The sequence below is a fragment of the Bacillus sp. Hm123 genome (assembly GCF_051842975.2).
GTDB lineage: Bacteria > Bacillota > Bacilli > Bacillales > Domibacillaceae > Bacillus_CE.
In genome coordinates this window covers 1,943,874-1,958,806 of the sequence record NZ_CM200277.1, presented here as the reverse complement: position 1 = coordinate 1,958,806, position 14,933 = coordinate 1,943,874, and the positions used below count along the sequence as shown (strand labels likewise).

Annotated in this window: 15 protein-coding genes; 10 read left to right on the top strand and 5 right to left on the bottom strand. The window is 42.4% G+C overall.

The features are described from left to right. Nucleotides 1-70: 70 nt before the first annotated feature. Nucleotides 71-637, bottom strand: a complete 567-nt coding sequence (locus tag ACSVDJ_RS10065) for a TetR family transcriptional regulator (RefSeq protein WP_518618756.1) — start codon at nt 635-637, stop codon at nt 71-73. 190 nt (nt 638-827) lie between these two features. On the opposite strand from ACSVDJ_RS10065, the gene ACSVDJ_RS10060 reads away from it, so the two are divergent. Continuing rightward, nucleotides 828-1,712, top strand: a complete 885-nt coding sequence (locus ACSVDJ_RS10060) for an ABC transporter ATP-binding protein (protein WP_439168482.1) — start codon at nt 828-830, stop codon at nt 1,710-1,712. Continuing rightward, entirely contained in the window at nt 1,709-2,512 is an 804-nt protein-coding gene (locus tag ACSVDJ_RS10055; RefSeq protein ID WP_439168481.1) for an ABC transporter permease subunit, read from the top strand. Before ACSVDJ_RS10060 ends, ACSVDJ_RS10055 begins: the two co-directional genes overlap by 4 nt. A gap of 106 nt (nt 2,513-2,618) precedes the next feature. Here ACSVDJ_RS10055 and ACSVDJ_RS10050 read toward each other — a convergent pair whose 3' ends face one another. Beyond that, complete coding sequence (locus ACSVDJ_RS10050) at nt 2,619-3,176, bottom strand: GNAT family N-acetyltransferase (RefSeq protein ID WP_439168480.1); 558 nt, start codon at nt 3,174-3,176, stop codon at nt 2,619-2,621. Nucleotides 3,177-3,500: 324 nt separating this feature from the next. Between ACSVDJ_RS10050 and ACSVDJ_RS10045 the strand changes: the two genes are divergently transcribed. After that, nucleotides 3,501-4,514, top strand: a complete 1,014-nt coding sequence (locus ACSVDJ_RS10045) for a helix-turn-helix transcriptional regulator (protein ID WP_439168478.1) — start codon at nt 3,501-3,503, stop codon at nt 4,512-4,514. Between the two features lie 284 nt (nt 4,515-4,798). On the opposite strand, the gene ACSVDJ_RS10040 is transcribed toward ACSVDJ_RS10045, so the two are convergent. From ACSVDJ_RS10040 to ACSVDJ_RS10030, 3 genes are all read right to left on the bottom strand, one after another. After that, nucleotides 4,799-4,921, bottom strand: a complete 123-nt coding sequence (locus tag ACSVDJ_RS10040; RefSeq protein ID WP_439168476.1) for a hypothetical protein — start codon at nt 4,919-4,921, stop codon at nt 4,799-4,801. 68 nt (nt 4,922-4,989) lie between these two features. Continuing rightward, a complete protein-coding gene (locus ACSVDJ_RS10035) occupies nt 4,990-5,193 on the bottom strand; it encodes a cold-shock protein (RefSeq protein ID WP_095480622.1) in 204 nt (67 codons plus the stop codon). 124 nt (nt 5,194-5,317) lie between these two features. Then, a complete protein-coding gene (locus tag ACSVDJ_RS10030) occupies nt 5,318-5,497 on the bottom strand; it encodes an aspartyl-phosphate phosphatase Spo0E family protein (protein WP_094835525.1) in 180 nt (59 codons plus the stop codon). A 235-nt stretch (nt 5,498-5,732) separates the two neighbouring features. Between ACSVDJ_RS10030 and ACSVDJ_RS10025 the strand changes: the two genes are divergently transcribed. The 7 genes from ACSVDJ_RS10025 to ACSVDJ_RS09995 all read left to right on the top strand — a co-directional run bounded on the left by ACSVDJ_RS10025 (nt 5,733) and on the right by ACSVDJ_RS09995 (nt 14,925). Further along, nucleotides 5,733-7,445, top strand: a complete 1,713-nt coding sequence (locus ACSVDJ_RS10025; RefSeq protein WP_439168473.1) for a sigma 54-interacting transcriptional regulator — start codon at nt 5,733-5,735, stop codon at nt 7,443-7,445. Nucleotides 7,446-7,487: 42 nt separating this feature from the next. Then, nucleotides 7,488-7,610, top strand: a complete 123-nt coding sequence (locus ACSVDJ_RS10020; RefSeq protein WP_439168472.1) for a hypothetical protein — start codon at nt 7,488-7,490, stop codon at nt 7,608-7,610. Next, nucleotides 7,589-9,103 carry a class I adenylate-forming enzyme family protein gene (locus ACSVDJ_RS10015; protein WP_439168470.1) on the top strand — a complete coding sequence of 505 codons (1,515 nt, stop codon included), beginning with the start codon at nt 7,589-7,591 and terminating at the stop codon, nt 9,101-9,103. Before ACSVDJ_RS10020 ends, ACSVDJ_RS10015 begins: the two co-directional genes overlap by 22 nt. Nucleotides 9,104-9,132: 29 nt before the next feature. After that, the gene (locus tag ACSVDJ_RS10010) at nt 9,133-10,692 is read left to right on the top strand and encodes a fatty acid--CoA ligase (RefSeq protein WP_439168469.1); all 1,560 of its coding nucleotides are present in this window, start codon (nt 9,133-9,135) and stop codon (nt 10,690-10,692) included. Between the two features lie 23 nt (nt 10,693-10,715). Then, nucleotides 10,716-12,335 (top strand): long-chain fatty acid--CoA ligase, encoded by a 1,620-nt coding sequence (locus ACSVDJ_RS10005; RefSeq protein WP_439168467.1) that lies wholly within the window; start codon nt 10,716-10,718, stop codon nt 12,333-12,335. 126 nt (nt 12,336-12,461) lie between these two features. Continuing rightward, nucleotides 12,462-12,869, top strand: coding sequence for a DUF3139 domain-containing protein (locus tag ACSVDJ_RS10000; protein WP_439168466.1), 408 nt, complete (start codon nt 12,462-12,464; stop codon nt 12,867-12,869). 316 nt (nt 12,870-13,185) lie between these two features. After that, nucleotides 13,186-14,925, top strand: a complete 1,740-nt coding sequence (locus tag ACSVDJ_RS09995; protein ID WP_439168464.1) for an ABC transporter ATP-binding protein — start codon at nt 13,186-13,188, stop codon at nt 14,923-14,925. Nucleotides 14,926-14,933: the final 8 nt, after the last annotated feature.

Below are 14,933 nucleotides of genomic sequence, written 5' to 3'. Positions count from 1 at the left end.
CTCTTCCTTTCGCTGCTAATTGGCAGAATGAAAGCATTATAACATATTTTCTTATAAGAAAGGGGTTCTTTTAGTCTTTTGGAGATAAGCCATAAAAGAATAATTGAATCAATTCCTCCGTAAACAGAGCGAGCTCCTCGCGAGAGAAGTGCTCGTAAGTCAGCTTGTCATTTGCTTGTTTCCACGTATGTAAGTGAAATAAAATTGCTTGAATGGAGAGGTTTGGATCGATTTCGTTTCTAGCTTGGGCTTGTTCCACCATCTTGATAAATAAAGGCATGATGTCATTTTGATAGATGGATTCGGCGAATTGTTGTAGCTCCTCGTCATCTGCCAATAGCTGTTGAAAGTTGGCTGGTTCAATTTCTTGAATCACTGCTTTTTTTTGAAAAAGAATCGCTTCGATTTTCTCTTTTAAAGGGATCTCACTATGAAAGAGCTCTTTTGATTGCTGTACTTGCTTGATGAAGTATTCTTTCATCACTTCTCGTATTAATGAATCCTTGTTTTCGAAATAATTGTAAATGGTTACTTGCGATACTTGAGCAAGTTTTGCAATATCTTTAATCGTGATCGCTTTTGCTCTGTTTGTTTTCAATAATATCAAAGTCGCTTCTTTAATTTGTTGTTTTTTCATTTCCGTTCGTTTATTAAAGCCATTCACGAGAATCACCTAATTTCCGTTCGTTTTCCTTCTATTATGCCATGTTTTGAAATAAAAGAGAATGAATAGTTAAAAAAATCATTGTATTGAGAAAAAGGATGGCATACAATAAAAATGAAATATTTAATTATTATCATTTCAAAACTTATTGGAGGTGGGCAAGGTGATCGATGTCAATGGATGGACGAAGCAGTTTTCCAATGGGCGAGGCGTATTTGATCTTTCTTTTTCGATTGCAGAGGGAGAAGCGTTTGGTTTTCTTGGTCCGAATGGAGCCGGGAAGTCGACGACGATTCGATTATTGATGGGCTTTATTCAAGCGGATCAAGGGCAAGCGACGATTCGACGGCTAGACTGCTGGAAAGAGGCCGCCGCTATTCAAACATTTACCGGCTATTTGCCAGGGGAGATTGCTTTTATTGAAGGGATGACAGGCCAAGAGTTTCTCCAATTATTAGCGGATATGCGAGGGATGAAGGATCATTCTTTAAAAAATGAACTGATTGAAAGACTCCAATTTGACCCAACTACACCCATTCGAAAAATGTCTAAAGGAATGAAACAAAAAGTCGCGATCACCGCCACCTTCATGCATCGACCTGCTGTTATCATTTTGGATGAGCCGACGTCAGGACTTGATCCACTCATGCAACAGCTGTTTATTAATCTTGTTAATGAAGAGAAGAAAAGAGGAACGACATTTCTCTTTTCTTCTCATAGCTTTCAAGAGATTGAGCGGACGTGTGATCGAGCGGCGATCATTAAGGATGGGTATCTCGTCGCTGAAAAAGATGTGTATCAATGGCAAACGCTCCAGCGGAAAGTGATGGAGATTACTGTGGCAAATGAAACGGAAGCAGACCAACTTCAGCAAGCATTGAGCGGGGAACGCACAGGTGGAAACCGAGTTCGTGTGACGGTAAAAGGCGACTTCGATTCGCTCATTCATACTCTTGCGGATTATCATGTGCTGAATTTGGATGTGCATGCTCAGAGCTTAGAGGATATTTTTATGGACTATTATGATCGAAGAGGTGAACGTTCATGAATGGGGCGTTGTATCAAAAAATGATGAAGGTTCATGCGAAAGCGATGTTCAGCTATGGGATCGGAGCGGCTCTTTACTTACTGCTTATTATTAGTGTCTATCCTTCTGTTTCAGGGGCGGAGATGGATCAGCTCATTGAACAAATGCCACAAGGGCTCATTGATGCGTTTAACTTAGATCAAGGAATGGGCACGCTACTTGATTTTATGAGCGGAAAATTTTATGGGGTATTGTTTGTCATTATATTAGCGGTGTATTGTATGATGACCGCTTCACAGTTAATGGCTCGCTTAGTCGACCGTGGGGCGATTGCTTATTTACTGTCGATGCCGGTATCAAGAGCGGCGATTGCTAGAACGCAAATGCTTGTGCTGTTATCAGGGCTTGTGATCATCATCGGCTGTACGATGCTGGGCGGAATGATTGGAGCAGCTCTGTTTATTAAGGATGAACCCTTTGCGTTCGGAGATTTTGCGAAATTGAATTTGATCGCTTTGTTGTTCTTTTATGTCATTAGCGGCATCGCCTTTCTATTTTCAGCGATCATGAATGACGAGAAGAAGGCTTTAGCTTATTCAGCTAGTTTGGTGTTGCTGTTTTATGTGCTAGATTTAGTAGCGAAGATTAGTGATCAGCTAGATTGGCTACAATATGTGACGATCTTTACTGTGTTTAATCCGGTTGAGATTATTACACCCGATTATGCTTTCGGTTCGGTTGTGTTTGGTCTTGCAATAGCGGGAACGATCCTATTTGCATTAGCTGTTCGTGTTTTTACGAAAAAGGATTTAAGTGTATAACCATTGGAAAACCCTTCAGCGGGATGCTGAAGGGTCCTGTTTGTTAGCTCATAATAGAGGATATGAGAATCGTTTTTTTATAATGAATTTGGCAGAGGGGAAATTTTTATGCTTCCATTGCTTGATCATCTGCTGTTTCGTTCATTTGACGCATCATGTAAAGAGTGAATAAGTCTTTAGAAATTTCAAAGAGATCATACACATCTTCCTGCTTATTGATTTGTGCGTAAATGGATGGTCGTGTGTCGTTTGCTAAGATGGCATATGGCAGTTTTTGAGCGGCTTTTAACGATCGCGTATTAACTTTGCGAATTCGCATAAAGACGGCCTCAATGTCTAGCTCATAAAATAATTCTTGAAAGAAGGCTTCCTTTGCTGGGGCGTTGTACCCTTTTCCATGATAGGGCTTGCCTAGCCAAGTGCCAAGAAAACCAGCCTGTTCATTAATGTCATACAAATTAATCGTTCCAATCGGATTACCCCACTCATCGACAATCGTTCGTGAAATTAATTCCCCACGCTCTTCCGCCTCGATTGTTTGTTTCGAAACGAAGACAAACTCTTCGTAGGAGTGAGCTTTTTGACGCACGAAAGGGAAGACTTCAGGGTGCGTCATCAAATCAAATAGTACATGGCTGTCATGTACATCGCGCTTCTTTAACATGATAATCCCTCCAAATGAGGGCAGTTCGGTCCTATCGCGCCCGAATTCCACCCTCGAAATTTTTCATAGCTTTCATAAAAAATTTCGGGGTGGGAATCGAACCCACTAGAACCAGCTAAAGAAGCTGGTGGCGCACCATTTGCCTTCCCTAAATCACCATAAATTATCTGCTTTTCTGCTACTATCATACAAAAAAAAAATTTGTTTGGAAACTGTTTTTTTGTATATTTTTTAATTTTTTTTTTAGGAAAATAGGCGCGATAAATAGGCGTTGATTTCTATTTTTTTGATACAATAAAAGTAGGAAGGAGTGGGAGTTAGTTCATGGTTAAAGTTAACAATAAACAAAGGTTGTTAAAGTTGATGGAATGGTTTCGAGAGGAGACGGATGAAAGTAACGAGTGGACGATCGATGACATCATTAGCAAATTTCAAGTATTTTATGGTGAAGAATATAAACCGAATAAAAATTCTTTAAAAGATGATATTGAGAATTTAATAGAGGCCAATTTTGATATTACGATTAATCAGGAAAAAGAAGGAATGCCGAAATACTATAGTCATCAATATCGACTGTTTGAGCCTTATGAGCTGAGGATGCTCATTGACGCGGTCGTTTCAGCTAGGTTCATTACGAAAGAAGAAACGAAAGGTCTCACACGAAAAATCCAAACATTAACGAGTCAGCCGCAAGCGAAACGACTGCAAAATGAACTTTTAATTGATACATCTATCAAAAGTGAAAGCAGATCAGTTCGGCTAGCGATTAATGATTTGCACGAAGCGATTACGGAGAAGCGAATCGTGACGTTTCAATATGGACGATATAATCTCGATAAACAGTTTATGTTAAGTCATGATGGAGCGCTCTATAAAGTGAAGCCACTCGCTTTAACGTGGGCACATGATTTTTATTATTTGATTGCTTATTATTTTGAGGCAGATGAAATTAGACATTATCGCATCGATCGAATGAGAAATGTGCAAGCAACTGAAGAGTCGTTCACGTATGAAGCTTTCGATGTCGGCAAATATGTGCAATCAACATTCAATATGTTTGCCGGGCAGGCTGATTGGATCAAAATTCGCTTTAAAAACGAGCTAGTCAACGTGATCATTGATAAGTTTGGGCATGGGGTAGATATTCAAAAAGATGGAGAAGAGTATTTTATCCTTTCGACTAAAGCGATCGTCAGTACTGGATTAGTTAATTGGATTCTCAACTTCGGATCTCAAGCGGAAGTTGTGCAACCGAATGCATTAAGAGATCGAGTGCAACAAGAAGTAGAGAAGATGTATCATTTGTACATAGCAGAGAAGGAGAAGGCGGTGGATTAAATCTAAGCCGCCTCTCCTTTGATTGCTTTTTGAGATCATGTCGATTTTCAGGCTTGCTGTTGAATGCTAAAGACCGCCTCCCCGGTTCGGTAGTTGCATCGGCCAGACTTATGGCTGACCGATGCCTTCCGCTTTTCGATTGTCCAGTTGCAGGCGCTATCGGCTTTTGCTTGTCGCCGATGATCAAGCGCCTTCCGCTTTTCGTTGTCCAGCTCCGCCTCCTAGACACTCGAGTCAAATGCCAGTCTGACTACATGGCTGAAGAACGCCATTTCGTCATTCTGTCATTTGCTTGTCGTGTCTAAACAGTCGGCTCCGCTTTTCGCTGTCCAGCTCCAGGCGCCAGCGACTAGTGAACTTCCATGTTCCTCCTTGCGATAAGTCAACATCGATTCACTAACGTTCATCGTGTTTCCTTTATCTCGATCGGCCCATTCCAGTTCATACGTCGCTAGACGGCGCCTTCCGCTTTTCGTTACTTATGTAAATTGTTGTTTTTGAGGGCGGTGATGTGGCGTGTTCCGGTTTTCATTTCTGACCCGCAAAATGGACACGTTGGGGCGTCTGTTGTTGCAAAGTCTTTTCTCATCCAGCCGTTACAGTCGTCTGCTACGCATTCCCATGTAGCAACATCTTCACTCGGTAAAGGTTCTGTACGTCTGTTATTGTAGTAAGACATTTCGTCACTTCCTAATTTGCATATTTTCGTTCATTGCTATTATCTCATACTTTTATGCAATTTCATAAGTTTCTGTTTATTTTGTTTGAAAGACTTGTCTTTTCGTGTTGTGTTTCATTTCACATTAGTCGTTGAATGAGTGGAAACTTTTGCTGATCGTTTGATATTTCGCAATGAGCTTGTCCAATTCTTGGCTATACTTAATCGTCTCTCTATGACCTAATCCCTTCGTCATCCCCGTCTGGATCATCAAATGACGTTTGCACATAATCTCTGTCACTAAATCTGGTTCCATTTTTTCCATTTTTTCAGTCTCCTAATTTTTCATTCATATTTTAATCCACACAACAGTATGTATTATGCCCACTTTATTAAGAAAATGAAAGATGTTCGACAAAACTTCTAGGAAAATTACAAAAAAACATGGCATACACGAATTTTGCCTATAAAAGCCTTTGTCTAAAAGTATCTTCGACAAACAAATCATGCTAATATGAAGTTGAAATATTGTGAAAATTCACAACGAAAGGAGCATCGCCTTGACCCATATAAAAGATATTATGACACCTATCACAGAAACGTTACGTGAAACATCTACGTTACAAGAGGCGCTCGTGATGATGAAGGAAAATAAATGGAATACCTTACCTGTCACGAATGACGATCGACAATTGATCGGTGTATTTACTCGGAGCTCTTTATATCGAATGGTATTAAATGAGCAGTCTTTGTCGACGAGCATAAAGGATTATGTGATTGATCAGCCAGTGACACTTCCAGAGAATATGCCCTTTGAAGAGGTAGCAGAAGTCGTCAAAGTAAGTAAAGTAGGAACGGGGATTGTGCTTGATCAAGAGGAGAAGGTGGTTGGTCTTGCCACGAAAACGGATATCGTGAGGGCATTGATGTTCAAACGGAAATTGGATACGGCGATTGAGCATGCGTACGATGGCATTATTATGATCGACGAGCAGTCCAACATTGAAATGGTCAACCCTTCTTTACTAGAGCTATTTAACTTAAAGCAGCAAGATGTATTGTATCAGCCTGTCGATCGAGTATTTCCTCATTTTCATCTATCGAAAGCGCTTCACACAGAGGAGGCGGAGTTCAGTGACTTTATGGAAGTGAACGGCATTAAGTATATTGTCCACCGGATTCCAATTCTTCAAGGTCAAAAAGTGATCGGTGTGCTCGGAAAAGTAATGTATCGCCAATTAAATGAAGTCAGCATTTTGTTTAAAAAACTTGAAAAAGCAGAAAGCAAGGCCGCTTATTATTTAAATGAATTGAAAAAATCAGAGCAAGCTAGATTTACGTGGGAGCAAATTATTACGGAGGATCGCTATGTAGATAAATTGAAGAAAAGTGCCGCCAAAGCTGCGAAAGGTCGCTCAACGATTTTAGTTCGGGGAGAGTCTGGCACCGGGAAGGAACTATTTGCTCATGCGATTCATGCCAGCAGCGCACGAAAGGACGGACCTTTTGTCGAAGTGAATTGCGCCGCGATTCCCGAACAATTGCTAGAATCCGAGTTTTTCGGCTATGAGGAAGGAGCGTTCACCGGAGCGAATCGCAAAGGAAAAATTGGCAAGTTCGATTTAGCGAATGGTGGGACACTGTTTTTAGATGAAGTCGGGGATATGTCGTTAGTGTTACAAGCAAAGCTTTTGCGAGTGATTCAAGATCGAGAATTTTACCGGGTGGGAGGAACGGAGCGGATGCATGTCGATGTGCGAATCGTGGCGGCGACGAATCGACCGTTAGAGGAGATGGTCAAAAATGGCGAATTTCGCGAGGACTTGTACTATCGGTTGAATGTGATTTCGCTACATATTCCTCCTTTAAGAGAGCGAAGAGGAGATGTGAAACTATTATTCAACCATATAATGAAACAATTGAACCGAGTGCTTAGTACAAGCGTCACCGGGATCGAAGCCGATGCTTTTCGGTGTTTATTGCATTATGATTGGCCGGGGAATGTTCGCGAGTTGAAAAATATTTTAGAGCGGGCGATGACATTTGCGGAAACGGGTAATATTCAAATGGAAGATTTGCCGGAATATATGACAGCGAAAGTAAAAACGGCTTCGTTATCTCATGAGCAGACTTATTCATTAACGGAACAAGCTGAAATGTCGGCGATTCAAAAGGTGATGGAGGAGGTGAATGGCAACAAAGCGAAAGCGGCTAGGTTGCTAGGGATTAGTCGGTCGGGCTTGTATGAAAAGCTGAAAAGATATCAGCTGTAAAACTGTCCATTTTTTGTACAGCTGTCGTCGGTTTGTTCATGAATGAGACAGTCATTGATTGAAATTTCTACCCAAGTACGCTCTTTTGTCGTTGGCACAAATACTGCATTAGTAATAGATGAAACGACAAAGGAGGGGAGTAAATGGACATTGGCTACTATTTAACGTTAAATGCAAGAAATTCCCCGATGAAACGAGCGATTCATTGTGAGGGGAGAGAGTACACGTATGAGACGTTTAATGAGCAAGTGAATCGGCTCGCTCATGGGCTGTTAAACCTAGGTGTAGAAAAAGGAGATAAAATCGCTCTCATGATGAAAAACTCCGATTATTTTGTATTTGCTTATTTTGCTAGTGCGAAAATCGGGGCTGTCGTTGTCCCCATCAATTTTCGTCTCACTGTCCCTGAAGTTCATTACATTTTGGACCAATCGGATACCCAGTTTATCTTTTGTGATCAAGAATATGAAGCGATCATTCAAGTGGCGAAGAAGCAAACAGCTGTGAAAGTCGTGATCGTTGTGGGAGAAACGACGAGTCATGTAAGTTTTCAATCGCTTCTTTCTGACAAGAAGGACGAGCCAGAGGTTGTTGTATTAGAGAGTGATGACCTTGAAATTTTGTACACCTCTGGGACGACAGGGCAGCCAAAGGGAGCGCTATTCGATCATCGTCGTATTTTTAACGTAGGCTTGACGATGATGGTCGGGATGGGGATCAACTCGAATGACCGTTTTCTTCATCTCGCTCCTTTGTTTCACTCGGCTCAGCTCAATTTATTTTTAGTCGCTGGCGTGGTTTTAGGAGCTACTCATGTGATTCACCGTGAATTCCATCCTGTTCAAACGTTACAAGCGATTGAAGATGAGCGAATTACCCATTTTTTCGGGGTGCCGGCGATGTACAATTTCATTTTACAAGTGCCGAATAAGGAAGCGTACGACCTTTCTTCAATTAAAAGATGTGGATACGGAGCGGCGCCGATGCCACCTGAAATTGTGAAACAAAGCATGACATTCTTTCAAACAGATCAGTTTTATAATTTATGCGGGTTAACTGAAGCGGGGCCAGGTGGAATCATTCTCGATCCTGAAGGGCATAAGTATCATCTCGGTAAAGGCGGGAAGCCAATTTTTTTAACAGAGGCGAAAGTGGTTGATTCAGAAGGAAAAGAGACGCCTCCTGGGATGATCGGTGAATTTGTCATTCGTGGAGAGACGGTGATGAAGGAATATTATAAGAAGCCGGAAGAAACGAAGCGTTCGTTACAGGCTGGCTGGTTGTATACCGGTGATTTAGCAGTCGCTGATGAGGAAGGATATATGACGCTTGTGGATCGCAAAAAGGACATGATCATTAGCGGCGGAGAAAATGTGTATTCGATTGAAGTCGAGCAAGTAATGTATGAGCACCCGAGTATTTTAGAAGCGGCAACTATTGGTCTACCGGATGAAGTATGGGGAGAAAGGGTGACAGCTATTGTTGTCTTAAAGCCTAATGCAACATTTGATGAAGAAGAGTTTCGTGGTTTTTGCCGGCAAAAGCTCGCTGGCTATAAAGTGCCACGTCAAGTGATTGTTGTTGACGAGCTTCCGAGAAATACGTCTGGAAAAATATTAAAATATCAGTTGCGAGAAAAATTTCATCAAAAAATGTAACCGTTTTCTAAAAAAAGGGGGGACTCAATATGTATGTAACAATTGGTGATGTGTTTGAATTAACGGTTCATCAATATCCCGATAAAGAGGCGTTGTATGATGCGAGGAGCGGCAATCGCTATACGTATCGAGAGTGGAACGAGGAAGTGAATAAGCTAGCGAATGCCTTTCTACATGAAGGAGTTCAAAAAGGAGATATTGTTTCTACCTATTTATATAACCGCGAAGAACTAGCAACCGCTTACTTTGCTTGTTGTAAAATCGGTGCGGTATTTAATCCAATTAACTTTCGGCTAATGGCAGAGGAAACGGCCTATATTTTAAACGACGCTAAGCCAAAAATTGTGCTATTTGAACAGGCTTTGCAGGATCAAATTACAGCGATCGAGTCACGTTTTCCACAAATGGCGTTTTGGTATACAGATGCGGACACTCCGAGCTATGCGGTGAGTTATCAAGAGAAAATCGAGTATCAATCAGCGAAAAAGCCAGTGGCAGAGGTCGATGAAAATGATTTATACGCGATTATGTATACGAGTGGCACGACTGGTCGTCCTAAAGGAGTGATGCATAAGCATCGCGATATGATTGAGCAATCACAAGCGCTCATTCACGCGACGAAGCTAACTGATCGCGATCGCGGACTTGTGACCGCACCGATGTTTCACTGCGCCGAACTTCATTGTGCTTTTTTACCGCGCATTCATGCCGGTGGAAGCAATGTCATCCTTCATCAGTTTCACCCTCAACAAGTGCTTTCATTGATTCAACAAGAAAACATCACAAAGTTTTTCGCTGCACCAACGATGTGGAATATGCTTTTGCAAGAAGATTTAAGTCAATATGATACGTCCTCTTTAACGCTCGGATTGTACGGTGCCGCACCGATGGCTCCTGCGTTAGTTCGAGCTTGCCAAGAGCGCGTCGGTGTCCAGTTTGTCCAAGCGTACGGGATGACGGAAATGGGACCAGCGATTACATTTTTAACAGAAGATGAACAAATCACAAAGGCGGGTTCAGCAGGGCGTCCATTGATCAACCATGAGATTCGAATTGTCAGAACGAAGGAAGGGCAACCATCTGATCCAAATGATCTGGCCGCTCCTTTTGAACCGGGTGAAATTATTGTGCGTGGGCCGAGTATGATGGCGGGCTATTTTAATCGTCCAGAAGTGACGGAACGCGTACTTAATCAAGGTTGGTACCATTCGGGAGACATCGGCTATTTTGATCCGGATGGCTACCTATGGATTGCAGATCGCGTCGATGACATGATCATCAGTGGAGGTGAGAATATTTACCCTCGTGAAGTGGAGGATGTGCTGTTTGAACATGCTGGTGTGTTAGATGTAGCTGTCATCGGGGAGCCGGATGAAACATGGGGAGAGAAAGTAATTGCCTTTGTCGTCAAGAAGGAGGAAGCTGTCACAGCAGAGGAGCTGGAGCAATTATGCAAAAACAGCCCGAAACTCGCTGACTATAAGCGACCGCGAGCGTATATGTTTGTTGAAGCACTTCCGAGAAACGCCAGTGGGAAAATCCAGAAATTTATTTTGCGTCAACAATTAGAAGAACAGGCGAAAAAATAAAAAAACAAAGGGGATATGTCCAAATGATGAATGTGCCATTAACTGTCGGGTCATTATTAGAGCGTGCTGAAAAATATTTTCCGAAGAAAACGGTCGTATCGAGAACGCATGCTGGTATTCAACGGTTCACTTATAAAGAAATCGGGGAGCGTACACGTCGCTTAATGAGCGCAATGAAAAAGCTCGGTCTGCAAACAGGGGAGCGTGCCGGCACATTGGCGTGGAATCATCACCGTCATTTAGAAACGTATTTCGCCATTCCGGGGATGCATGCGGTGCTGCATACGATTAATATTCGTTTGTCACCGGAGCATATCGTCTACATTATTAATCATGCCGAAGATCAAGTGCTGTTTATTGATGAAGATATCGTTCCACTCGTGGAAAAAATTGCAGATCAACTACCGAAAGTGAAAGCATTTATTATCATGACGGATCAAGCAGAGCTTCCGAAAACGACGCTACAGCCAGTGTATTCGTATGAACAGCTGCTTGAGGAAGGGAATCCCGAGGAGGCTTTTATCGAGGACATTGATGAAAATGATCCAGCGGGCATGTGCTACACATCAGCGACAACAGGAAATCCGAAAGGGGTCGTGTACTCTCATCGAGGGATTGTGTTACATAGCTACGCCCTCGGGTTAGCGGATACGGCGGCTCTTTCGGAATCCGATGTCGCGATGCCAGTTGTGCCGATGTTTCATGCAAACGCCTGGGGGATGCCGTTTGCGAATACTTGGTTCGGTTCGACACAAGTGTTACCAGGGCCGCAGTTTACGCCAAAAGTGCTAGCAGAGCTAATTGTTGAAGAAGGGGTCACCGTCACAGCCGGTGTGCCGACGATCTGGCTCGGTTTATTAAAAGAGCTAGAAGCAGGAGATTATGACACGTCGAGCTTACGAGCCGTTCTTTGTGGTGGATCAGCTGCTCCGGCTGGAATGATTCGTGCGTTTGAAACGAAATTTAACGTTCCTTTTCTCCATGCCTTTGGAATGACGGAAACAAGTCCATTGGCGACATTAGCTCGGCTAAAAAGCTATCAATCCGATTTGTCAGAAGAAGAAAAATTGGATCAGCGTGCTAAGCAAGGGATCATCGTACCCGGTCTGGAAATGAAAGTGATTAACGATCGCGGCGAAGTCAGTTGGGACGGAGTGGATATGGGCGAGTTGCTCATTCGTGGCCCGTGGATTGCGGATGAATATTATCGCGATGATCGCACGGAACAAGCATTTCGAGATGGTTGGCTCTATACAGGTGATGTCGCCACGGTCGATGAAGAAGGGGTCATTAAGCTCGTTGATCGCACGAAAGATTTAATTAAAAGTGGTGGGGAGTGGATTTCCTCTGTAGATTTGGAAAACGCATTAATGGGACATGACGCTGTGTTTGAAGCTAGTGTCATCGCCGTCCCTCATCCAGAGTGGCAAGAGCGACCAGTCGCCTGTGTGGTGTTAAAAGATGGCTTCGATCAAACCATCATGAAACAAGAATTAATCGAGTATTTAGCCCCACAATTTGCGAAATGGTGGCTACCGGACGATATCGTTTTTATGGAGGAAATCCCGAAAACATCGGTCGGCAAGTTTTTAAAGCGAGCGTTGCGTGACCAATTAGAAGATTACTTTATGAAACAGAGCTAATAAAAGATTGAACCCGCCTATCTTGATGGGCGGGTTTTTCAGTTTTGGTTAAATTTTCTTGAGGTCTTGTTTCATTTAGTGTAAAATTACACTAAATGAAACAAGAGTTATTAAGGAGGAGTAGAGATGGAGAGAACATCCAAAATAAAAAAGGTGATGATCATACTACTTGTGATGGTTTTGATCATAACAGTCGGCATTATAGGAAAAAAATTATATTTTGCTCATTACAAAAAGCTAGCGGATGATCGAATTGAAAAAGTCATCGATTTTCAAGGAGCAAAATTAAATAATGGAAAGGTGACGGTAGATGGGTATGATAGCAAAAATGGGTGTTGGGTCAAATTTATTTACTTTAGTGATGACCCTGAGATCGAGTATGACTATAGCTATATAAAATCATCCAGTGAAGTGAGAGTATTTGCTTCGTATAAAAATATGAGCTTAGATTTAGCCAATAAAAAGGCGAAGTATCCGTTAATGGATGTGTATTTTGATAAAGAAGGTAATATAATCGAATCGGAAAAGAGGTAGGTTTATAGAGGGAAAACTATTATTGAAAAAGCAGACACTACTATTCGAATAAACAATTGACTTCATCTCTATGAAATGGTAATATAATGAAACTTATTAAAGGTTAAAAAAGGAGGGGCTACTGATGATTCGAGTAACAGGAAATGTTCAATTTTTTCATATTCATCACTTAGCCTGCCTATATTTATGATATAAAGCTAAACTGTTGGCGCAGGGGGAAGTGACTCCCTGTGCCTTCGTTGTCTTTTGGAGACGTACTGTCCTTGCACAGTGCGTTTTTTTGTTTTTTAGCTATTTCTGAAAAGGAGGAGTGCTTGTGTTTAGCGTGTTACGGAAGCTTCGTTGGTTTTTTAAAGAATATCGACAGCGTTATACGGTGGCGATTGTGTTTTTACTTGTGGCGAGTGCGCTCGTGATCATTCCACCGAAAATCGTTGGGAGCGTCATTGATGATATTCATATGGCCAATTTAACGAGTAGCGCACTTTGGCAATATATTTTGGTTTTATTAGGTGTGACGTTGTTGTCCTATGGATTGACGTATGTTTGGATGCATTTATTGTTTGGCGGTGCGTTCATTTTGGAGAGGAAGCTGCGGCTCAATTTAATGGCTCATTTTATGAAGATGACACCGACCTTTTATGAGCGTAACCGTACGGGCGATTTAATGGCTCGGGCGACCAATGATTTAAAGGCCGTGTCGATGACAGCGGGGTTTGGGGTGTTAACATTAGTTGATTCCACCATCTATATGCTGATGATTTTATTGACGATGGGCTTTCTCATTAGTTGGAAATTAACACTAGCAGCCGTTTTGCCACTACCTATTATGGCGGTGCTGATGACCATCTATGGTGAAAAGATTCATGACCGTTTTACGAAAGCTCAAGATGCCTTTGGCGAGATGAACGACCGAGTGCTTGAAACGGTTGGCGGCGTTCGTGTCATTCGTGCGTATGTACAAGAGCGAGCGGACGAGCGCCGTTTTCAGCAAATGACGAACGATGTGTATGAAAAAAATATAGCGGTCGCCAAAATCGATGCCTTGTTTGAACCGACGATCAAAATTTTTGTAGGGTTAAGCTATTTAATTGGACTAGGGTACGGGGCGTATTTGGTGTTTCAACAAGAGGTGACACTCGGTGAACTAGTGAGCTTTAATGTGTATTTAGGAATGCTCATTTGGCCGATGTTTGCCTTTGGTGAGCTAATGAACATGATGCAAAGGGGAAATGCGTCGCTTGATCGTGTACAGGAGACGCTTCGCTACAAAGCGGATGTTGTCGATCCTATCCAGCCGATCAGTGTCGATGATCCGTCATCGATCCAATTTGACGAAGTGAGCTTTCAATACCCTTCTTCGCAAGTGAACAATTTACAGAAGGTCAATGTTCAGTTGAAAAAAGGTGAGACGCTCGGGATTGTAGGCAAAACGGGAAGTGGAAAAACGACGTTTATTAAGCAATTATTGCGGCAATATCCACACCCAGACGGCCAGCTTGCCATTAGTAGTGTTGATATTCAAGAGCAAGCGAAGGGGCAAGTCTTGCAATGGATCGGCTATGTCCCACAAGATCATGTGCTGTTTTCGAGAACGGTTCGTGAAAATATTTTATTCGGTGAGCCAGATGCGACAGAGGCGGAGCTGGAGAAGGTGATTGATCTCGCCGCTTTACGCAAAGACCTCGCCACTTTGCCTGACGGATTACATACATTAGTCGGTGAAAAAGGGGTCGCGCTTTCAGGAGGACAAAAGCAGCGGATTTCGATTGCGAGAGCGTTAATCAAACAGCCTGACATTTTAATTTTAGATGATTCTCTCTCCGCTGTGGATGCCAAGACAGAGGCACAAATCATTGAAAATATTCGAACGGAACGCAAAGATAAAACGACGATGATCGCCTCGCATCGACTTTCGGCGGTTCAGCATGCCGATTGGATCATTGTATTTGAGGATGGGCGCATCATTCAAGAAGGCGTTCACGATGAGTTAATACAGATAGAAGGCTGGTATAAAGAGCAATATGAACGCCAGCAACTTCAAGAGGTTGATTAAGGAGGTGT